The organism is Advenella kashmirensis W13003 (genome assembly GCF_000506985.1).
Taxonomy (GTDB): Bacteria; Pseudomonadota; Gammaproteobacteria; order Burkholderiales; family Burkholderiaceae_B; genus Advenella; species Advenella kashmirensis_A.
Genome location: NZ_KI650982.1, coordinates 297202 through 317960, shown reverse-complemented (window position 1 = coordinate 317960; position 20759 = coordinate 297202). Strand labels below are relative to the sequence as shown.

General features: G+C 55.8%; 19 protein-coding genes. 8 read left to right on the top strand and 11 right to left on the bottom strand.

The genetic code is table 11. The annotated features are described in order from the left end of the window. The first annotated feature begins 71 nt into the window (after positions 1 to 71). Both ada and W822_RS43465 read left to right on the top strand, forming a co-directional pair. On the top strand, positions 72 to 1151 hold the full coding sequence (gene ada, locus W822_RS0124095; RefSeq protein WP_031243603.1) for a bifunctional DNA-binding transcriptional regulator/O6-methylguanine-DNA methyltransferase Ada: 1080 nt from the start codon (positions 72 to 74) through the stop codon (positions 1149 to 1151). Between the two features lie 87 nt (positions 1152 to 1238). After that, positions 1239 to 2894 carry a 3-(methylthio)propionyl-CoA ligase gene (locus W822_RS43465; RefSeq protein ID WP_253272343.1) on the top strand — a complete coding sequence of 552 codons (1656 nt, stop codon included), beginning with the start codon at positions 1239 to 1241 and terminating at the stop codon, positions 2892 to 2894. Between the two features lie 27 nt (positions 2895 to 2921). On the opposite strand, the gene W822_RS43460 is transcribed toward W822_RS43465, so the two are convergent. Then, positions 2922 to 3827 (bottom strand): LysR family transcriptional regulator, encoded by a 906-nt coding sequence (locus tag W822_RS43460; protein ID WP_024007091.1) that lies wholly within the window; start codon positions 3825 to 3827, stop codon positions 2922 to 2924. Between the two features lie 167 nt (positions 3828 to 3994). On the opposite strand from W822_RS43460, the gene W822_RS43455 reads away from it, so the two are divergent. Beyond that, positions 3995 to 4999: a Bug family tripartite tricarboxylate transporter substrate binding protein gene (locus W822_RS43455; RefSeq protein ID WP_024007090.1), complete on the top strand. Its 1005-nt coding sequence runs from the start codon at positions 3995 to 3997 to the stop codon at positions 4997 to 4999. Next, positions 4996 to 5961, top strand: coding sequence for a M14 family metallopeptidase (locus tag W822_RS43450; protein ID WP_024007089.1), 966 nt, complete (start codon positions 4996 to 4998; stop codon positions 5959 to 5961). Before W822_RS43455 ends, W822_RS43450 begins: the two co-directional genes overlap by 4 nt. Positions 5962 to 5986: 25 nt before the next feature. On the opposite strand, the gene W822_RS43445 is transcribed toward W822_RS43450, so the two are convergent. Then, positions 5987 to 6820 (bottom strand): isocitrate lyase/PEP mutase family protein, encoded by an 834-nt coding sequence (locus tag W822_RS43445; protein ID WP_024007088.1) that lies wholly within the window; start codon positions 6818 to 6820, stop codon positions 5987 to 5989. A 184-nt stretch (positions 6821 to 7004) separates the two neighbouring features. Here W822_RS43445 and W822_RS43440 point away from each other — a divergent pair, with 184 nt between their 5' ends. From W822_RS43440 to W822_RS43430, 3 genes are all read left to right on the top strand, one after another. Next, positions 7005 to 7703 carry a GntR family transcriptional regulator gene (locus tag W822_RS43440; RefSeq protein ID WP_024007087.1) on the top strand — a complete coding sequence of 233 codons (699 nt, stop codon included), beginning with the start codon at positions 7005 to 7007 and terminating at the stop codon, positions 7701 to 7703. Positions 7704 to 7823: 120 nt separating this feature from the next. Further along, complete coding sequence (locus tag W822_RS43435) at positions 7824 to 8801, top strand: Bug family tripartite tricarboxylate transporter substrate binding protein (RefSeq protein WP_024007086.1); 978 nt, start codon at positions 7824 to 7826, stop codon at positions 8799 to 8801. Between the two features lie 65 nt (positions 8802 to 8866). After that, the gene (locus W822_RS43430; RefSeq protein WP_024007085.1) at positions 8867 to 10234 is read left to right on the top strand and encodes an MmgE/PrpD family protein; all 1368 of its coding nucleotides are present in this window, start codon (positions 8867 to 8869) and stop codon (positions 10232 to 10234) included. Between the two features lie 111 nt (positions 10235 to 10345). Here the strand turns inward: W822_RS43430 and W822_RS43425 are convergent, their stop codons facing one another. The 6 genes from W822_RS43425 to W822_RS43395 form a co-directional block, all read right to left on the bottom strand. Beyond that, positions 10346 to 11188, bottom strand: a complete 843-nt coding sequence (locus W822_RS43425) for an SAM-dependent methyltransferase (protein ID WP_031243600.1) — start codon at positions 11186 to 11188, stop codon at positions 10346 to 10348. A gap of 20 nt (positions 11189 to 11208) precedes the next feature. After that, entirely contained in the window at positions 11209 to 12576 is a 1368-nt protein-coding gene (locus tag W822_RS43420) for an APC family permease (protein ID WP_024007083.1), read from the bottom strand. A 319-nt stretch (positions 12577 to 12895) separates the two neighbouring features. Further along, positions 12896 to 14029 (bottom strand): metallophosphoesterase, encoded by a 1134-nt coding sequence (locus tag W822_RS43415; RefSeq protein WP_024007082.1) that lies wholly within the window; start codon positions 14027 to 14029, stop codon positions 12896 to 12898. Positions 14030 to 14242: 213 nt separating this feature from the next. Then, entirely contained in the window at positions 14243 to 15193 is a 951-nt protein-coding gene (locus W822_RS43410; RefSeq protein ID WP_081724465.1) for a glycosyltransferase family 9 protein, read from the bottom strand. Positions 15194 to 15279: 86 nt separating this feature from the next. Next, complete coding sequence (locus tag W822_RS43400; RefSeq protein ID WP_024007079.1) at positions 15280 to 15690, bottom strand: type II toxin-antitoxin system VapC family toxin; 411 nt, start codon at positions 15688 to 15690, stop codon at positions 15280 to 15282. Beyond that, complete coding sequence (locus W822_RS43395; protein ID WP_024007078.1) at positions 15687 to 15956, bottom strand: type II toxin-antitoxin system Phd/YefM family antitoxin; 270 nt, start codon at positions 15954 to 15956, stop codon at positions 15687 to 15689. The genes W822_RS43400 and W822_RS43395 overlap by 4 nt, the downstream gene beginning before the upstream one ends. A gap of 269 nt (positions 15957 to 16225) precedes the next feature. On the opposite strand from W822_RS43395, the gene ilvD reads away from it, so the two are divergent. Then, a complete protein-coding gene (ilvD, locus tag W822_RS43385) occupies positions 16226 to 17911 on the top strand; it encodes a dihydroxy-acid dehydratase (protein ID WP_024007076.1) in 1686 nt (561 codons plus the stop codon). Positions 17912 to 17982: 71 nt separating this feature from the next. Here ilvD and W822_RS43380 read toward each other — a convergent pair whose 3' ends face one another. Genes W822_RS43380 through W822_RS43370 form a run of 3 tightly spaced genes read right to left on the bottom strand, consistent with a single transcriptional unit; the run spans position 17983 to position 20731 of the window. Beyond that, a complete protein-coding gene (locus W822_RS43380; RefSeq protein ID WP_024007075.1) occupies positions 17983 to 18528 on the bottom strand; it encodes a response regulator transcription factor in 546 nt (181 codons plus the stop codon). Next, on the bottom strand, positions 18525 to 19874 hold the full coding sequence (locus W822_RS46850) for an ATP-binding protein (RefSeq protein ID WP_024007074.1): 1350 nt from the start codon (positions 19872 to 19874) through the stop codon (positions 18525 to 18527). Before W822_RS46850 ends, W822_RS43380 begins: the two co-directional genes overlap by 4 nt. 47 nt (positions 19875 to 19921) lie before the next feature. Continuing rightward, on the bottom strand, positions 19922 to 20731 hold the full coding sequence (locus W822_RS43370) for an SURF1 family protein (RefSeq protein ID WP_253272342.1): 810 nt from the start codon (positions 20729 to 20731) through the stop codon (positions 19922 to 19924). Positions 20732 to 20759: the final 28 nt, after the last annotated feature.

Genomic DNA, 20759 nt, shown 5'->3' with positions numbered 1-20759 from the left:
TTGCGATTGAATTCGGATTTATGCTGAATTTCAATTTAATCTGACAGGGAAATGTTCCCGGGAGTGCGATGATGCAATTAAAACAAGATCCAGTTCGCTTTGTTTCGGAAGATGAGCGCTGGGAAGCGGTGCAGCATCGAAACCCATTGGCAGATGCGCATTTTGTCTATGCCGTTAAGACCACGGGCGTCTATTGCCGTCCCAGTTCCTCGGCCCGCCTTCCCCGCCGCAAAAACGTCGAGTTTTTTGATACGGCGGCCGATGCTGAGAACGCAGGCTATCGGGCCAGCCGGCGTGCCAGGGCAGACCAGACCGCTGCGGCCAATGAGCGTGCAGAACTGGTCGCGCGCGCCTGTCGGCAGATTGAAATGGCGCAGACACCACCCACCCTGAACGAACTGGCCGAGCAGGCGCATTTGAGCCCCTTTCATTTTCATCGCGTTTTCAAGGCCGAAACCGGTCTGACGCCTAAAGCCTACGCCTCAGCCTGGCGTGCCAGAAAATTGCGTGATGAACTGGGTTCAGCCGATACGTCTATCACAGACGCAATTTATACGGCGGGCTTCAATTCCAACAGCCGTTTTTACGAGTCGTCCGATCAATTGCTGGGAATGCGCGCGCGCGAGTACCGTGCCGGCGGCCAGGGTGCCGTGATCCGGTTCGCCGTCGCCCAATGTTCGCTGGGTGCGATTCTGGTGGCGCAAAGTCTGCGCGGCATTTGCGCTATTTTTCTGGGAGACGACCCCGAGCCGTTGTTGCGTCATTTGCAGGATCAGTTTCCAAATGCGCAGTTGGTGGGCGGTGATGAACACTTTGAGCAAGCGGTCGCGCAGGTGATCGGATTTGTAGAGGCGCCTTCAGTCGGCCTGAATCTGCCGCTGGATGTGCGCGGCACGGCCTTCCAGGAACGTGTATGGCAGGCCCTGAGGGAGATTCCTGCGGGCACCACGGCCAGCTACGGTGACATTGCTGCGCGCATTGGTGCGCCGACTGCAGTTCGCGCCGTTGCACAGGCCTGCGGAGCCAATCGTATTGCAGTTGCGATTCCGTGCCATCGTGTGGTGCGGCGCGATGGCGATATTTCAGGATACCGTTGGGGCGTAGAGCGCAAACGGGCATTGCTGGAGAAGGAGGCCAAGGCAAGAACCTGATAGCAGGGATGTCCTCTATTGTCGTCATTGCGTAATGTTCGGTACCATCGCAAAACGATGGACAAACCAAAACGATTAGAGGGACATATGGAAGAGGCAATACAGATGGGCCTGATGCAATCGCACCCGCTCTTGATTTCGTCGCTGCTTGTTCATGCTGAGCGTCATCATGGCGACAGTGAAATTGTTTCGCGCCGTATCGAGGGCGACTTGCATCGGTACCAGTGGCGCGACATGGCGCGCCGGGCCCGCCAGGTCGCGCGCGTGCTTGACGACATCCAACTGCCGTTATCCGGACGCGTGGGCACGCTGGCCTGGAACGGCTATCGGCATCTGGAATTGTACTTCGGTGTAAGCGGATCGGGTCGGGTCTTGCATACCATTAACCCTCGCTTGCATCCGGACCAGATTGCCTGGATCGCCAATCACGCGGGCGACCAGGTTCTGTGTTTCGACCTGACCTTCCTTCCCCTCGTGCAGGCGGTGCACAGCCAGTGTCCGACTATCCTCTATTATGTCGCACTTTGCGATCAAAAAGACTTGCCTTCCGATAGCGGCATACCGGGACTGATCAGTTATGAGTCCTGGATCGAAAAGCAGCCGGAAGATTACACCTGGCCGCAGTTTGACGAGAACGCAGCGTCCAGCATGTGCTACACCAGTGGTACGACCGGTCATCCCAAGGGCGTTCTGTACAGTCACCGCTCCACTGTACTGCATGCCTATTCTGCTGCATTGCCTGATTCCATGGCTATTTCTGCGCGGGATGCGGTGCTGCCCGTGGTGCCGATGTTCCACGTCAATGCCTGGGGCATCCCTTATGCGGCGGCGCTGACCGGCTGCAAACTGGTCTTTCCGGGCAAACAGCTGGACGGCAAATCGGTTTATCAATTGATAGAAGAAGAGGGCGTCACGTTTGCCGCAGGCGTGCCGACAGTGTGGCAAATGCTTCTGGATCATATGAAAAACGAAAACCTGCGCTTCTCGACACTCAGGCGTACGGTGATCGGCGGCGCGGCATGTCCTCCGGCCATGATCCAGGCATTTCAGGCGCAATATGGAGTAGAAGTGATTCATGCCTGGGGAATGACCGAGACCAGTCCGCTGGGCTCGCTCTGCACCTTGAAAAACAAATCGCTGACGTTGCCGGCTGATGAACAAATGAAATTGCGGTGCAAACAAGGACGGGCGCCTTTCGGATGTGATTTCAAGATTGTCGGCGACGATGGCGAGCCCTTGCCCTGGGATGGAAAAACATTTGGCGACTTGTATGTGAAAGGCCCCTGGGTGGTTCGCGATTATTTTCCCGGAACAGAAGAAGGGGCCCTGGTGGATGGGTGGTTTCCGACAGGCGATGTGGCGACAATTGACACCGATGGGTATATGCACATCACGGATCGTAGCAAGGATGTGATCAAGTCAGGTGGTGAGTGGATCAGTTCGATTGAGATCGAGAATATTGCGATGGCGCACCCGGCCGTTCAACTGGCAGCGTGTGTTGGTGTCAGTCATCCAAAATGGGACGAGCGACCGATTATCGTGGTCGTAACCAGACCGGGTATGGCGCTCGATAAGCAGGAGCTGCTGGCCTTTTATGACGGCAAGATTGCAAAGTGGCAGATACCGGACGATGTGGTTTTTGTAGATGAAATTCCATTGGGTGCGACCGGGAAAATGCTCAAGTCCAGGATACGACAGATGCCTGAAATTTCGGCTTTGCGTGAGCCTGCGGCCGAAGAATAGATGAGCGACCGGTCACGTCTGCGTGCGTTAGCGCGTTGTCTTTTCCCACGCCATTTCTGCGGCAACCGATAGCGGTTCCTTGGAGCGGTACAGACGCACTTCAAACGGGACTTCATTTTGCCGTCCGCCCAGCACCCGCAGCGTTCCCCGGTTGCAATCCTGCTCGACCACGGACCAGGGCAGCCAGCCAATGCCCCGGCCTTTTTTTATCAGTGCCCAAGCCACTTCCACAGAATCGCAATGCGCGACCGGTTCAAGCGCATAGCTGCTGGATCGCAGGTGATCACTCAGAATGTGATGCAGCGACAGGGTATTGACGTAGGTCACATGAGGGATTACGGTAAATTCGTCATCAAGGTTGTAAGAAGTGGTGTTGTACGCCGAGGCACAGCATACCGGCACGAATCGGTCTGTGCCCAATTGCAGATACTGAAAGTTGCTGGTTGCCACCGGCAGCGATAAATTCGGATGCTCGTAACAGCACAGAAAATCGACCTCTTCGCGCTGTAAAAGGGCGACCATATCGGGTGTCGAGCCGGTTCTGATCTGTACAGGGACCGCAACAGATAACTCCCTGCTAATCACATCTGACATATCACACGCCCAGTCCGCCACCAATGTGCTGGCCAGATAGCGTCCGGTGGCGATGCGGATTGAGTAGGTGTGACCGCCGGTTTGGAATTTGATTTTTCGGCTGACTGTATTGAGGCGGGCAACAATATACTCTGCCGTGACCAGCAACTCCCGACCTTCCTGCGTCAGTCTGACCGGGATTTTACTTCGGTCCACCAGCAGCGTTCCCGCCCAGCGTTCCAGTTCCCTGATTCTGCGACTGAAAGCAGGATGAGTCACATTGCGCAATTCGGCCGCCCGGGTAAAACTCCCAGTTTTTGACAGAGCAATCAAATCTTTAAGAAGCTTGGTTTCAGCCATCGGTTTTCCGCCAGATAACGGTCAGCAGTCTGCCCGCAGGGCGTCCTGTCAAATATGGACGTGCGAGCAGGCGTCATTTTGCACGGCATTGTGCAATAAAAGCACAATAGTCGAGTTTTACTGCAATTAGTATAGGTGGAAACACGTTTTTCAACGGAGACATTGTCATGAAAAGGTTAAGCAGAAAGACGGTGCGTGCAACGCTCCGGGCCCTCTTTACGATTGCACTGCCGGTCTGTATGAATCAGGCGCAGGCTGCATCATCCTATCCGGATCGTCCGATCACAATTGTCGTTGGCTACCCCGCAGGCGGCAGTGTGGACCTCAATGGCCGGGTCGTGGCAGAGACGCTGGCCAAAAAAATCGGTGCGAATGTCGTCGTCGAAAACCTGGGAGGCGCAGGTGGTACGATCGGCGCGCAGAAAGTCATTCGCGCCAAACCCGATGGTTACACGTTGCTGGTCGGTTCGCTCAATGAAGTTGTAATAGCCGGTCTGGTGAATCCGGCGGTCAAATATAACGGTCTGACCGACTTGCAGTCGATCGGCCTGATTGGCGACCAGCCGCTGGTGCTGGCTGCGTCGAAGTTGACGGATATCAAACAGGCATCCGATCTGGTACGGGTGGCAAAAGCGGGTAAATCGGCTGAGTACAGCTATGGGTCATCAGGCGTGGGGACCTCGTTGCATATGGCCGGTGAAATGGTTAATGCGGAACTGCCCGCGAAATTTATGCACGTGCCTTATCGTGGCGTGTCGCCGCTGGTGACGGATCTGACCAGTGGCAGATTGGCGCTAGGGGTGTTTGCCCTGTCATCCGCCTTGCCGCAAATCGAATCGGGGCAGATCAATGCCATTGGCGTGACCAGCGCGAAACGCTCGTTCCTTGCCAAAGACATTCCTGCCCTGGCAGAGACGCCGGCACTCAAGGCCATGGATATCAGCGTATGGTTCGGCCTGTTCGGCCCCAAGGGTATGCCTGCCGACGTTGTGAACAGGTTGCAGACCAGCCTCAGGCAGGTTTTGGCCGATCCCGAATTTCAGAAGAAGTACCGCATGACCGGCAGCAACGTGATGCTTGAGCAGCCTGATGTTGCTGCGTTTCTGGCGGCCGAGCACGACAAGTTCAAAAAACTGGCTCAGACTGCCCATATCGCTGTGGAGAAGCCATGAGTACAGATTTCAATATCACCGTGCCTGACCTGAGCGTTGAGCGACGTGGCAACACCGATACACCAGGCGTGTGGGAATTTGACTCTGGTATTGCGGGCCCCACTGTGTTGATCTCGGCGTTGATTCATGGCAACGAAATATGTGGCGCCTGGGCGTTGAAAGAGTTGCTGGCGGGCGGTGTACGGCCGCGCAAGGGCAGGCTGATTCTGGCGTTTTGCAATCTGGCCGCGTTCGATACACTGAACGTGGCCTCGCACGATGCAGCACGATTTGTTGATGAAGATTTGAACCGGGTCTGGACACCGGAAAAGTTGGACCATCCGACCACGCAGGAACGCCGGCGCGCCCAGGCTCTGCAAAAATGGGTGCAGAGTGCAGACTGGCTGCTTGACTTGCATTCGATGCACGAGCCCAGCCCGCCCCTGATGATGACCGGCACGCTGGCGCGCAATGTAGATCTGGCCAGGCGTCTTGGCGTGCCGCAGCACATTATTGTGGACGCGGGGCACAAGGACGGCACACGCATGCGTGACTTCGCCCAATTCGGCGATCCGCAATCGTCTGCGCTGGCTTTGTTGATTGAATGCGGGTATCACGGCGACGAGTCTTCCATCGAGACGGCGCGGGCCGTCACGGCGCGCTTTTTGGTGGAGTCGGGTATTGTGGATGCGCAAAACCTGCCATCTCATTGGCGTCTGCCTCCGAAGGTATCGCAAACCGTATTGGAAGTGACAGTACCGGTTGTTGCGACATCGGAAGCGCTCACTTTTTCAGAGCCTTATCAGGGAATGGAGCGCATTGCACTTGCAGGCACGGAAATCGGTCGTGACAATAACAAGCCTATCATCACGCCCTATGACAATTGTGTTTTGGTGATGCCTTCGCTGCGCCAATTGAAAGTAGGCGTGACCGTGGTGCGATTCGCGCGTGAACGTGAAGTGGTTCAGGCCGTTGCGGGTTAGCTCATGCTTTGCACGCGATGCGCTATTAATCCTTTGGCGCAAATAAGCGGTCAAGTTCATCACCACCGACAATGCCTGCAAAGCCGTCAAACCGGCCTTCCTGGCGGATCTGTTGCGCGACGCGCAAAAACGCGTCCATGGCCACGCGTGCCAGCGCCCCTCCGACGCTGATGCGGCGCACGCCCAGGTCAGCCAGTTCGCTTGCGGTCATCGCCTTGCCATTGCCGCATAATACATTAACAGGCGTGCCATTGGCGGCAGCCACCACGGCGCTGATCTGTTCCGAGGTGTTGATACCTGGAGCGTAAATGCAGTCGGCGCCAGCGTCAACAAAGGCCTGAATGCGGCGGGTTGTTTCCGGCAGGTCAGGCGCGCCGCGAATAAAGCCTTCGGTTCTGGCAGTCAATAGCACGCGCTCGCCCGTCTGGTCAATGGCGTCGCGAGCGGCACGCACACGGCTGACGGCCTGCGCAAAATCATACAAGCCCTGGGTGCCACCTTGCGGCGTATCTTCAATTGACAGCCCTGCGACGCCCGTGGCGACACACTCCATGATGTTTTGCTGCATGAGGCCGATATCGTCGGCATAGCCATTTTCAAAATCAGCATTCAATGGCACGCTCGTCATCGCAGCCAGTTCGTGAAGGTGAGATAGCACGGTATGCAGCGGCTGCGTTCCGTCGGGCAGGCCGTTGGCATAGGCATGTCCCGAGCTGGTTGAGGCCAGTGCCGGAAAGCCCATTTGTTCCAGGCATAGTGCGGTGCCGGTATTCCACGGGTTCGGCATGATAAAGCAGCCGCTTTGATGTAATTGAAAGAATGCTGTTCGCTTCTGTTGGGCGGTGATGGGCGTTGTCATTCGATACCTGTTTTCCAGTGCATGAAAAGGAGAGGGATTGAGTGATCTTAGCATGCAGGCCGGACGGGTTTGAAGAGGCGTGCCGGATTCAATGCTCTGATCGCAGTGGCGCGATTATCAGGGAAATCCCTTACTACACAGTTCGTATAATCGTATACAATTATACGAAATTACGGAGTCGCATATGGATTGGCTGAATGCCCAGGTCGGGCAGGAAACATTTGATGGAATCAAAAATACGTCACTGGGCAAACTGGTGCGTGACTATTTGTTGAACCAAATTATGTCGGGCACCCTGACACCCGGACAGGCCTTGCGTGAACCGGAACTGGTCGAGCAAATGAAGGTCTCCCGTGTGCCGGTGCGCGAAGCGCTTCGCGAGCTGGAAAGCATGGGGCTGGTGGTCTCGCGCAAACATTCCGGGGTGTACATACGGGAGCTGTCGGAAGAAGAGGTGCACGATCTGTACCAGTTTCGCGCGCTGATGGATAATCACGCCGGCCAGATGGTGGCGCAGCTTGGCGCAGAACGCAGAGACGCTCTGGTGCAGTTGCTGGATGTCTGTGTGGCACAGATGGATCAGGCAATTGAACAGCGTGACGTGCAGGCGTATTACAACGCCAATCTGCATTTTCACTGGCATTTTATTGAGTTTGCCGGCAATCGTGAAATCGCCAAGAGTTATCGCGAGGTTATCCAGAAACTTCATTTGGCGCGAGTCAAAAACTTGTCAACCGAAGATCACCGCCGCAAGTCCAACGCCGAACATAAAGACATCGTTCAGGCATTGCGCGATGCCGACAATATCGGCGGGGCGTTGCATTGTGCCGAACTGCTTTCGCATCATGTTGTGAAGGCATACAAAAGATTGGAGGAAATGTGAACAGTGCGCTGGCGGCTGTTTATTGTCCACCCGATCTGATATTGACTATTTCATTTGCCGGCTGGCGTCGGCGGGTATTTCATCACTAACACATCCGAAATATATCGGAGGAGACAAATCATGGATCGTCGTTCATTCCTGCTCGGTATGGGAGCAGGTGCCCTTGCTTTACCTTCAATTTCCCTGGGACAGAGCAAATACCCCAACAAACCCATCAGTTATATTGTTCCGGTCGCGGCCGGCGGCGGCAGCGACTATGTTGCCCGAGCGACCACAAGCGAGTGGGGCAAGCAGATGGACGATACGACGTTTGTGGTAGAAAATCTTGGTGGCGGCGGTGGCGTGATTGCCTGCCAGCGCACCGCCCGTGCGGCGCCCGATGGCTATACCCTTATGCAGGGCTACGTTGCCACGCTCGGTACCGGTCCTGCAACAAGAAAAGTGTCATACGATCCGCTAAAGGACTTTTCACCGGTCGGCATGATCGGAGGCACGCCCAATGTGCTGGTGGTCGATGCCAAGCTGCCGATCACATCGTTGAAAGAGTTCGTGGATTATTTCAATAAGAACGCCACGAGCAATTACGGGTCGGCCGGCGCCGGTTCGCTCACGCACCTGCTGATGGAATTGCTCAAGCAGGACACCGGGCTGAAAACCCAGCATATCGCCTATAAAGGCATTGCCCCGGCATTTCAGGACTTGGTGGGAGGCAGAACGCAGGCCATGTTTCCGGGCCTTGCCGCCGCCGTGCCTCATTTGATTTCCAAAACAGTTCGCGCTATTGCCCTGACCGGCAATAAACGGAATGCACGATTTCCGGACGTACCGACTTTCGAGGAGTTGGGCGTGAAGGGTTTTGACGATGTGCTGCAATGGTATGGCGTATCGGGTCCCAAAGGACTGTCGGCTGATGTGGTCAAGGTACTCAATGATTCACTGAACGCCGTGCTGATCAAGCCGGAACTGGAAAAGCGTTTGCAGATCGAAGCGATCCTTCCGATGCCGATGACTCCGCAGGAATTTGATCATTATGTGCAGAAAGACCTGGCCCGCTGGAAGAAGGTGGCGCAGGAGCAGAATATCCGGCTGGACGCATAAACGGAAGGTCCATTGAAGGTCGTATCACAACTGTTTTATTTTATTGAACTTTATTCAGGATTATCATGGCTGTAAACACCAAAGTCGAAGCAGATCACAATGCACCTGCGGTTACGCGCATATTGGCGGAGTTCGTCGCAGGGCATCCGTCAAAAGGCTGGAGCAACGAGGTTGAGCATGAGGCGCATCGCACCTTTCTCAATTGGCTGGGATGCGCCGTGGGTGCTTCCCAGCATGAGGCGGTGCTGGCGGCGCTACATGCAGTTCAGGTGCTTGAACCCTCGAAGCAGGCGTTGATCGCCGGCCGCAAGGAGCGCGTGGATATTGCCAATGCGGCATTGATCAATGGCATCTCTTCCCATCTGTTTGACTTTGATGATACGCATCTGAAAACGATTATCCATCCTGCCGGACCGGTGTGTTCCGCGGTACTGGCATTGGCGGAATTGACCGGCGCCAGCGGACGCCAGGTCATTGATGCAATTGTGCTGGGTATCGACGTGGCATGCCGTGTCGGCAATACCATTTATCCTCATCATTATGATCGTGGCTGGCATATCACCGGATCGACCGGCTCGTTGGGTGCAGCCGCTGCCTGCGCCCGCTTGCTGGGGCTGGATACCGGCAAAACAACCATGGCCTTGGGGATTGCCGCCTCGCAACCGGTCGGACTGCGCGAACAGTTTGGTACCATGACCAAGCCGTTCCATCCGGGTGGTGCTGCCCGGGCGGGTCTGATGTCGGCCCTGATGGCGCGTGAAGGCTTCACGGCCAGTTCGCGTGCCATTGAGGCGCCGCGCGGCTTCGCGCAGGTTGTCTCGACCAAATTTGACTGGAACGAAATAACAGACCAATTGGGTGAGCGTTTTGAAATTTCCTTCAATGCCTACAAGCCCTTTGCATGCGGTATTGTGATCCATCCAAGTATCGACGCCTGCGTGCAGTTACGCGAACAGGGCGTTACAGCGGACAATCTGGCACGCCTTGATTTGCGTGTTCATTCGCTGGTGCTGGAGCTGACCGGAAAAAAAGAACCGGCTGACGGCCTGCAAGGCAAATTCAGTGTTTACCACGGCTGCGCGGCTGGCCTGATATTTGGTCGTGCGTCCGAAGATGAATACGATGACGCCATTGTGACCCGCGAGGATGTGGTGGCTACGCGCCGCAAGGTGAATGCCATTGTGGATGACGCGATTGACGAAGCGGCAGTCGAAGCCACGGCGACGCTCACCGACGGCAAAACTGTGCATATCCGGGTGGATCATGCCATTGGTTCGCTGGAGCGCCCGATGACTGATGATGACTTGATGAAAAAATTCAGCACAATGTCGATCCCGGTTCTGGGCGAAGAGAAAACCCGCCAGCTCCTGCAGGCGTGCTGGCGCCTGGCCGATGCGCCAGACGTGAGTTCGCTTGTGGCGCAGGCAAGCTGAGCGGGTTATACAGAAAGAACAGACCATCCCAGCTTCGCTGGCTTACTTAATTTACGGGACAGCGTCGGGGTAGCGTCAATAATGGCAGGCCTTTGCCGCGACGCCTTCCGGTTATTGCATGGACAATAAATTTGCACTCCATTCGGATTTTCCGTTAACGGTTCCACGCATCTGCTTATTGTCTACTTTCCCGGTATAGGTATTGCCTTCGACCGAGAACGTAATATTTTCCCCATGCAGGCGGGCATTGTTGATGCGCATGGCGTTGTTGCCGTCGCTGAGCGTGCCGTCCAGCATCTGGAAGGTTTGTTTCAGTTCAAGCTTGCGGTTGCCCACTTGCCATGTGCCAGCCACCTTTGCAGGTATCGTCCATTTGTAGGCATGGCAGTAGTTTGTGCAATCTTCGGTGACTTCGACTGTTTCGTCAGGCTCCCAGTTTTCCATTGCAAATGAATTGGACACCACCCGTGTGCCGGGTTTCATATCCAGCAGCGTCGGGCGCAGTCGCAGATTCAGACTGGGCAACAGAAAAAGGGTCACGACAGAGGCGTCCGAAAAATCCGATTCGAAAATATCTGCCTGCTCGAAGGTGGCCCGTTCTGTCACGCCTTCCGCTTGCGCGGCGCGCTTGGACATGGCGACCATTTCCGGATTGTACTCAATGCCGTGGGCCACGGCACCGCGTTTTGCCGCGGTAATTACCAGTCTGCCATCTCCTGATCCCAGGTCTACAAGGCGATCAGACGGTTTCAGTTCAGCCAGCTCCAGCATGCGGTCAACCAGTTTCTGGGAAGTGGGAACCCAGACGACATCTTTGCCTTGTTGCCCGACAAGCGGCGCATATTCACCGGAGTTGGGGGCGTTGGCAGGGGCAGTATTCTGGGCTGCGGCCGGCGTGCCTGCCACGAAGGCAAACAGGGCAGCGGCCAGAAGGGGTTTCATCGGCAACGTCATCGTGTTTCTCCTAAATGTGATTACTTCAGAGCGGTGATTTCAGGTTGTGCATCCGGCTCGTCGGGCTCCTGTTCGTCCCGTACCCGGAACAGCAGGATCGGGATCCCCGCGGCCAGAACGCCCAGCCCGATCAGTGCAGCAACGCCGGTGTACATGACGCTGGCGTAAAACATATATAAACAGGTCAGGCAAAACAGGATTGGGGTGATTGGATAAAGTGGCACTTTATAGGGCATCACCCGTTCGGGGTAACGCCAGCGCAGGATAAACAAGGACAGGCCCACCAGCAGCATGAAGGCCCAGAAAACTGGAGCGGTATAGTCCACCATGGCTTTGAAACCATCCCGGGTGATGGCACCCATGGCAATGAGCGCCAGCGCGATCATGCCCTGCAGCACCTGGCCATTGGCCGGTGTTTTGCCCCGGCTGTCCCATACTGCAACCCAACGCAGTATGGTCATGTCCCGCGCCATGACATAAAAAACCCGTGCGCCGGTAAAGATCGTCGCGTTCAGCGTAGAAATGGCGGCAACGATAATGGCGACGGTGACTATAATTTTGCCCGGTTCGCCGGCAATCACATGCATCATATCGGCCGCGACGGCGTCGGAGGCGCGCAGTCCTTCCAGGCCTAAAATAGAAAGCAGGGCCCAGTTGGTCAGAACATAAAGTGTTACCAGAATCAGTGTGCCCAGGGTCAGGACCTTGGCGATATTGCGTGGGGCGTCCTTGAGTTCCCCGGTCAGGTAGGCCGCTTCGTTCCATCCTCCGTAGGTGAGCAAAACGAAAATCATTGCCATGCCCAGGGCTGCCGTTTCGGGCACTGTCGCCACGGCGGGCTCGGGTGTCTCAGCCGAGCCCAGAAGTCCGAACAGAATAATGGCGACGACCGCGGCGACTTCGATGAAGGTGACAATAATCTGAAGGTTTTTACCCTCAGCGGTGCCGATAAAATTTACGGTCGTCAACACAATCACCGAGAGCGCGGCATAGATGGCCGGGCCGTAGGGTCCAAGGGGCGCGATCTGCGCAATATAGTCGCCCAACATAAAGGCGACAACCGCAATGGCGCCGGTTTGAATCACGGTGCAGCGCGCCCAGCCGAACATCATGGCTACGGAACGACCATAGGCGCGCGACAGGAAGTGATACTCTCCCCCCGCGTGAGGGTGCGCGGCAGACAGTTCGGCATAGCACAAGGCACCCACCAGCGTGATCAGTCCTCCAATGACCCAGACCAGAATAAAAAGCCATTCATGCTCTACATTGGCAGCAACAATGGACGGTGTTCTGAAAATGCCGATACCCACCACCAGTCCGACGACAATGGTAACGGCATCAAAAACAGAAAGCTGGGCCTGGGGTCTGGACTGCTGCGGATCTGTCATCGGTATCCCTTCCGGTTAAACCGGGTCAATCTGAAAGCTGATTGCGGCGCCGGGGCGCGGCTGGCTGGGTATGGCGGATGCGGCGGGTGATGCGGGTGATGCGGGGTATGGCAAATGCCATAAGAACGGTGGCGTGGCAGTTAAGACAGTCAAACTGTCAATTCTTACAAATAGCTTAAAATAACTTTACCACAGTGAGATGACAATTCACCGTCTCAAAGATCGCTAGAGTGATTTTTATTATTGATGATCTGCTTTCAACAAGGCAGCCGGGGGAGTGGACCATAAAGCGATTGGCTGCCATGTTTTTACCGGTCACTTATCGCCGGATGCGAAGAATGATTTGCGTGATTTCAGAAGGTCGACCCAGGCGGATAGGGAATCCATTCCATAAGCCTGTTCCCATGCTGACATACATTTTCATGGTATCGACCTCATACAGTCCATCGACAAAGCCCTCGTTGGCCATCTTTGCCAGAAAATGGGCCCCCAGGATTTGTCCGCCATGCGTGTGACCTGACAATTGCAGGTCTGCGCCGGCCTGTGCATTTGCGTGCGCGCCGCCAGGGCGGTGACTGAGCAGGATGACGGTATCGTCCGCCGGCACCTGCGCCAGCGCTGCGTGGATGTCCGGTTCCGGCAGTCCAAAGCGATTGGCGGCATGATCGGTAATCCCGGCAACTACGATATGCTGCTTGTCATTTTCATGTGTGATGGTGACATGCTCGTTGACCAGCATATGCAGCCCCAGGTTCCTGAATGCCGACAGCCAGTCCTGATATCCGGAATAGTATTCGTGATTCCCTGGAATCGCCAGTACCCCGTATTTTGCCTTGAGCAACTGCAGTGGCTTTACATCTTCGGCGCGAGCGGTGGTGGTGCCGTCGACCATATCACCTGTAATGACGGTCAGGTCGGGATTGAGCGCATTGGTTTTGGCAACCACGGCGCTAAACCAGGGGGCCTGCAGCAGCCGGCTGGCGTGCAGATCAGTCAATTGCACCATGCGAAAACCATCAAAGGCCGGCGGCAGATTGGGCAACGCGATTTCAATGGTCTTGACGGCCGGCACCTTGACGGCATTCCAGACACCGATTGCAGAAAGCAGTATGGATAGACCAGCCAGCGTTCCGATCAATGGTGGCGACGTCAAGAGGGTCTGGCTGAAACTACGGGCCACGGGATAGGCCAGCAAACCTATCAGATCTTTGACAAGGACCATCGCCCCCATCAAGAGCAACGAGCAGAATGCAGCACCCAGCAACATCAGTACGCCCCCCGGAATTTCCGGCGACGCCATGGTACCAAACCAGGTGCGAGTGATGATATGGTGTTGGGCAACAGCCAGCACTAATAGGGTCAGGACAATTTTGAAGGTCAGATCAATAGACAGCGGCCAGATTGCGCGTGCGCTGACGTACAGACCGATGACTGCCATTACAAGATGAAGCACGGGCGTGATTCCTGTGGAAAGTATTGAGCGTAGCATGCGCAGGCACGCTACCTCGCTATTTCAAGTGGCATCGCCTATCCGAAATCGGCGTGCGATGAGAAGAGAGGGTGATCACATTATACGCAAGCAGCCAAGCCTGTTGCCATGCAGGCGGCGTTTATCTGCATTGTCAAGCAGGTGGACGCGAGTGCAGGGGGCATCTTGGATGCCGACTCAATCAGCCGTAGCGCCGGCCAGCCCCGTCGAAAGCGTTTCATCGGGTCGGTCGTTGCCTGTTTCCATTTTCTGCAGCCGTCGCAATGAGCGTTCGACCGCGCCCACCGTTACAGCAAGGCGCCAGTACTTTCGCCGCCATGCACGTAGCGGCAACCAGACATGTGGCACGATAATGCCGGGCGCCCACTGGGGGCGCCAGCGATTCATATTGCGCGGACGATGAGAAATGGTGACTGTCGGCACGCCCAGGGCAGAAGCCAGATGGCCGACGCCTGAATCGTTACCGACGAAGTATCCCGATTCATGGATAAAAGCGCCCAGTTCCTGCAGCGATTCGAAATAATTGACCGTAAAGGGTTGTCCCTGTGCTGCCTGACGCCATGTCTGCGCGTCGCGTTCTTCCACGACGAAGGCCACATCATAGCCGACGCGAGTCAGGCGTCGCGCCAGTTCGAGAAATCGCGCGGCGGACCAATAGCGTTCGGGCGTGCCCGCAGTGGGATGAATCACTACACGCCTGCGATTCTGTCGACTGCGTTCCGGGTGATGGGGCTGCAAGCTGCAGGAGTCGGACCAGTCCTCAATGTGGTATACGGACTTTGCAAATGCGCGTGATTCTTCCAGAAAAAGGCGTGACTGCGCGGGCTGTTGGTGCAACCACAGGGTCAGAGAGTCAAATGGGGGTGACGGTGCCTGCGGATCAATCGCAACGGGCTGATCAATATCCATTTGAAACACGCGATCAAATGTCGTCAGCCCTGCGACCCCGTCAAGGGGAACGGGGCGAACCTCCAGGCCGGGTAACCACGGCGCCAGGGCATGCATGTGCCGGCCAAAAATGGTGAGCTGATATCCGTTACGAACAAGATTGCGGGCCAGAGGCAGGAGCAACAGAGAGTCGCCCAGTTTATCGGAAACCAGGAATGCTATTTTTTGATGATTGCTCATGATGCGCGAAACGAAATACGGTTGATGCGCATCATATTGATAAATCGGGAAAAAGGCAATATGGATGTCGAACGAAGACAGTGACGCTATTTCAACAATGCGACTGCCAGGCCCTGAACGCGCCGGAATATAGCATCGCCCGTTAACATCAGGTGGTTGCTTCCAAGTTGAAGGCAACTGGCGGCTTGTAAGGCGTCCGGTGTGCGCAATCCGTGACGGACACGAATGGCGGTTGCTAACTCAATGACGTCCTGGCTGACTTCGACCCAGATAAGATCGGATCGAGCGAAAAAGGCATCGTACTGTGCCAGCACACTCATATTATTTTTCTTCATCGGTCCGACTCGGCATTCGAGCCAGGATAGACGACTTACGGCTACCTGCAGATCGGGATCAGTTTGTACGATGTCGGCCAGTTGTTTGCGTACGCCAGACGCGAACGGTTCATTGCCTTCGATCAGGTAGATTAGGGCACAGGAATCGAAGAAGGCGATCACCAGTCGCGCTCCTTGTTCAAGGAGGTGTCAATCTCGATTTTGTCTCGTGTTCCTGTCGCTGGCTGAGCCAGGAGCCATTGCATAACAGTCAATCCTTGTACGGTCGGCACCTGAGCCCCGGTAAGTCGCTGATAATCTTCTTCGGAAAGGATAACGGCGGCTGATTTATTGCGTTTGATGATATGCAAGGGCCCTTGACGCAGGCCCTCTTCAATCGCGGCCATGCCGCGGCGTTTGATTTCGCCTACTGTGACTGTGTTTTGCATTTCAGCCTGCCTTTAGTACTTAAATTAATCAAATAGTATCAAAAACAGTACTGATTAACAACCAAACGAAGATAATCTTGATCATCCCCGACCTCTCAGCGACTGCCCGAACATACCGTAAGACATAACCAGTCCCATTTAAGCCGATGCATGGAATCCCCATGGAAAATAGCAATAAACAGCCACCAAGGATGTAAACTGAGAGCACGTATCTGGTCCTTGCAGACCAGCGCGGCACCCCATCCACGTCATTCATCTCAAGGAACGTCATGAGCTCGTCCAAACGTCTGCGGTCTGCAAATATCACACAAGGCCCGTCCCGCGCGCCGAATCGCTCCATGTATTACGCCCTGGGATACAAGGAAGAGGATTTCTCCAAGCCGATGGTGGGCGTGGCCAATGGCTATAGCACGATTACTCCCTGTAATAGCGGCTTGCAAAAACTGGCCGATGCCGCAATCGAGGCCATCGAATCCTCGGGAGGAAACGCCCAGGTCTTCGGTACACCCACCATTTCCGATGGCATGGCCATGGGTACTGAAGGCATGAAGTACTCGCTGGTCTCGCGCGAGGTCATCGCCGATTGCGTGGAAACCTGCGTGCAAGGCCAGTGGATGGACGGTGTCGTCGTTATCGGCGGCTGCGACAAGAACATGCCCGGCGGTATGATGGGCATGCTGCGCGCTAATGTACCGTCCATTTACGTTTATGGCGGTACGATTTTGCCGGGCCGCCTGAACAACAAGGACCTGAATATCGTCAGTGTGTTCGAAGCCGTAGGCGAGAATGCGGCCGGCCGCATGAGCGACGAAGAACTCAAACAGATCGAACTGCACGCCATTCCGGGGCCGGGTTCCTGTGGCGGCATGTACACCGCCAACACCATGAGTTCGGCGTTTGAGGCCATGGGCATGAGCCTGCCAACGTCATCCACCATGGCTAATGTGCATGATGAAAAAACCGGCTCTGCCGCTGAATCGGCACGTGTCCTGCTCAAGGCGATCGAGCAGGATCTGAAGCCGCGCGATATTGTGACCCGCCAATCGATTGAAAATGCGGTCAGTGTCATCATGGCAACCGGTGGTTCCACCAATGCGGTGCTGCATATGCTGGCCATTGCCCATGCAGCCGGCGTAGACTGGACCATTGACGACTTTGAGCGTGTGCGCCGGCGCGTGCCGGTTATTTGTGATCTGAAACCCAGCGGTCATTACCTGGCAGTTGATTTTCACAAGGCGGGCGGCGTGCCGCAAGTCATGAAGATTCTGCTGAACGCGGGCCTGATCAATGGTGACTGCATGACGATTACGGGCCAGACAATTGCGCAGATTCTGGAGAAGGTGCCGGATACGCCGTCAGCCGATCAGACCGTCATTCGGACCATTGACAATGCGCTGTATCAGCAAGGTCATCTGGCTATCCTCAAAGGCAATCTGTCTCCCGAAGGGGCAGTGGCCAAAATCACTGGACTGAAGAACCCTGTTATTACCGGCCCGGCACGTGTGTTCGATGATGAGCAATCGGCATTGAAGGCGATTCTGGATGGCAAAATCAAGGCGGGGGACGTCATGGTGTTGCGCTACCTTGGTCCGAAAGGCGGCCCGGGGATGCCCGAAATGCTTGCCCCAACGGGAGCGTTGATTGGCGCGGGACTGGGCGACTCGGTCGGTCTGATCACCGATGGACGGTTCTCGGGTGGAACCTGGGGAATGGTGGTGGGGCATGTGACGCCCGAAGCTGCTGTAGGCGGAATGATCGCCCTGATTGAAGAGGGCGACTCCATTACGATCGATGCTCACCAATTGTTATTGCAATTGAATGTACCGGAAACTGACACTGATGCGCGGCGTGCAAAATGGACGGCGCCCAAGCCTCGTTATACGCGAGGGGTTCAGGCCAAGTTTGCGTTCAATGCGTCTACGGCGAGCACGGGTGCGGTGCTGGATAAATTCTGAGCGGATCTTGTCAGCCTTTGCTTTGCATGCAGGGCAAGCATTATCAATAAACCAGGCTCATCTGTACGGCGCTATTTCACCTGTTGCTTATTCAGTTTACGGGCGAGTGTGCGGCGATGCATGCCAAGGCGACGGGCAGTTTCCGAAATATTGAATCCCGTTTCTGCCAATGTCTCGTGTATACGTTCCCATTCCAGGGTCTTGATGGATGACTGGCGCGCCGTGACCTTGACATCGGTCACGCCGTCCGAGCGTTGAAAGGCAGCTTCAATGTCATCTGTGTTCGCGGGTTTTGCCAGATAATGACAGGCCCCCAGCTTGATGGCTTCAACGGCAGTGGCGATGCTGGCGAACCCGGTCAGTACAACGATCAGCATGTCCGGATTGTGCGCATGCAGGTCCTGCACGCAGGCCAGTCCCGATCCTTCTCCTTTTAGTTTGAGATCAACAACCGCATACGCGGGTGTGCTGTGTTGCAGAATGGCAAGCATGGATTCCTGACTGTTGGCGGCCACAACGTGATACCCGCGACGTTCCAGCGAACGGGTCAGCGTGCGTGCGAACGCTGCGTCGTCTTCCACGATCAGCAGCTCACCTTTAGTGGCGTCTTGCGTCAATGCTCATCTCCTTTTTCCAGTTTGATGGCCGATAAGGGTAGTGACAGTTTAACGGATGCGCCGCCAGACAACAGATTCTGCGCCGTAATTCTGCCGCCCAGCGTACGGGCAACGTTGACCGAGAGAAACAGGCCCAGCCCGCCACCCGGCTTGCCTTTGTTGGAGTTGTACGGCTGTCCCAGGTGGGCCAGCATTTCCGCAGCGAATCCGGGACCGGCATCCATGACATTCAGGATCAGGGTATCTTCTTCACGTGTCACTTCCACGCGCAGCCAGTTGGGCGAGGCCTCCAGCGCGTTGTCCAGGACATTGCCTATCATCTGTTGCAATGCGGAGTCAGAGACAATACGCACGTCCGGACCAAAATGGTTTTCATAAAGCATTTGTCTGGGCTGGCGCAGGTCACGCCATTGCGCCACCAATTGATCGAGAAACTGGTGCACGGTTGTTTCTGTCGGGGAGTCGCCGCGTGTTTTACCGGCTGAGACCAGAATGCCGGTCACGATGGCCTTGCAGCGCATGACCTGGGTCTGCATTTCATCGATCTCCTGCAGCAACTCCGGGCTCTTGGTAAAGGGTAACATATGCTGCCAGTCACCCAGAATGACGGCCATCGTAGAGAGTGGCGTGCCCAGTTCGTGCGCCGCACCGGACGCCAGCAGGCCCATGTGGACAATATGTTCCTCTTCAGCAGCGGCCTGGCGCATGGCAGCCAGGTGGGTATCGCGCATGCGCAGGTTCCGGCTTATCCGTGTCATGAACACCACGATCAGGGCAGCATTGAGCGCGAAGCAGACCAGCATGCCCAGGACGTACAGGCTGTTCAGGCCCTGCTCGTGGGCGGGTTGCAGGATCAGTGTTTGCTTGGAGAGTGCCAGCCAGGCAAAGCAGACACTGGTAATGCCCACCATGATCCAGGTGCTGCGCGGCGTAAGCAGAACCGCTGCCAGGGTGATCTGCAGCAAATACAGAAAAATGAACGGGTTGCTCGCGCCGCCGCTAAAGTGCAACTGCGCGGTGAGTATGCCGACATCGGCCAGCAGTGCAATGAAAAGCTGGGTGTTGCTGACAGGATTGCCGGCACGAAGAAACAGCATGCTGCCCACATTGAACAGCACCAGTAGCAATACCAGGGCCAGCATGGCATTGAGCGGCAGTTCAAGGCCCAGCAGAAACTGTGCCACCAGGATAGTCATCACCTGACCCAGCACGGCAATCCAGCGCAGCTGGATCAATTGAAGCATATTCTGGCGGCCCGTCGCGCTGCCATCGTCGAGCCTGCCAGGATCCGTTGCCTGCAGGAATGTAGTCCAGCTCAGGGAGGGCTGGTTGCGAAAAGGGTCCAATTCAGAGGCCTTGGGGTTGTTACCCGTTTATGGTGGAAAACTGCGCGTTATTTTTTCGGCTTGCGCGTGCGAAATTCCTCGCGGCAAACGTAGCACACGGCGAGGAGGACCAGTATGGCCAGACCAAACCAGGTGATAGCATACATTAAATGGTTATTGTTGAATGATACTACCGTCAGGCCCGCCACAGGCAGATGTTCGTCGGCAATATACAACTGACCCGAAGCGCGGGCAGCGCTCGCCGGTACTGCTTCTTCACTATCGGATGGCGTGGCCGATGAAGCCCCCGGAAAAATGCTGGCGCCGGGGCCATCGGCATCGACGAAATAGGGTGCCAATTGGGTCAATCCACGGCTTTGCCCGATTTGCTGCACGTCCCTGGAAAACCAGCGATTTTCTTCAGGTTTGTTGTCGCGCAGAAAACCACCAAGGGGTTCCGTCAAGCGTATCAGGCCTGTCAGCGTGACCTCTCCTGCCGGCTCTTGCCTGTGGCGCCAGGCGCCATTCTTTTGTGCTTGTGGAACAAAGCCCCGGTTGACAAGGACAAAGCTCTGGTCATCAAGACGCAGGGGCGTCATAACCCAATACCCCGTGCCCAGAACGGTTGATGCCTGCACCAGTGCAGATTGCTCATACTGATAGGTGCCATGCAGCCTGACGTGGCGATATTCATCGCGAGACGCCGAAATGGTATTCCAGTCGCTGCGCTCAAGAGGCGCAACGGCGGGAGCGTGAATGCGCTGCGCCACCCGTTCTATCAAATCCAGTTTCCAGGCACGTCGTTCCACTTGCCAGATACCAAGCGCACAAAAACCGACGAATGCCATGACGGCAATCAGTAGCCAGACGAGCAGCACCCAGGTCCGTTTCGGGCGATGAGAATCA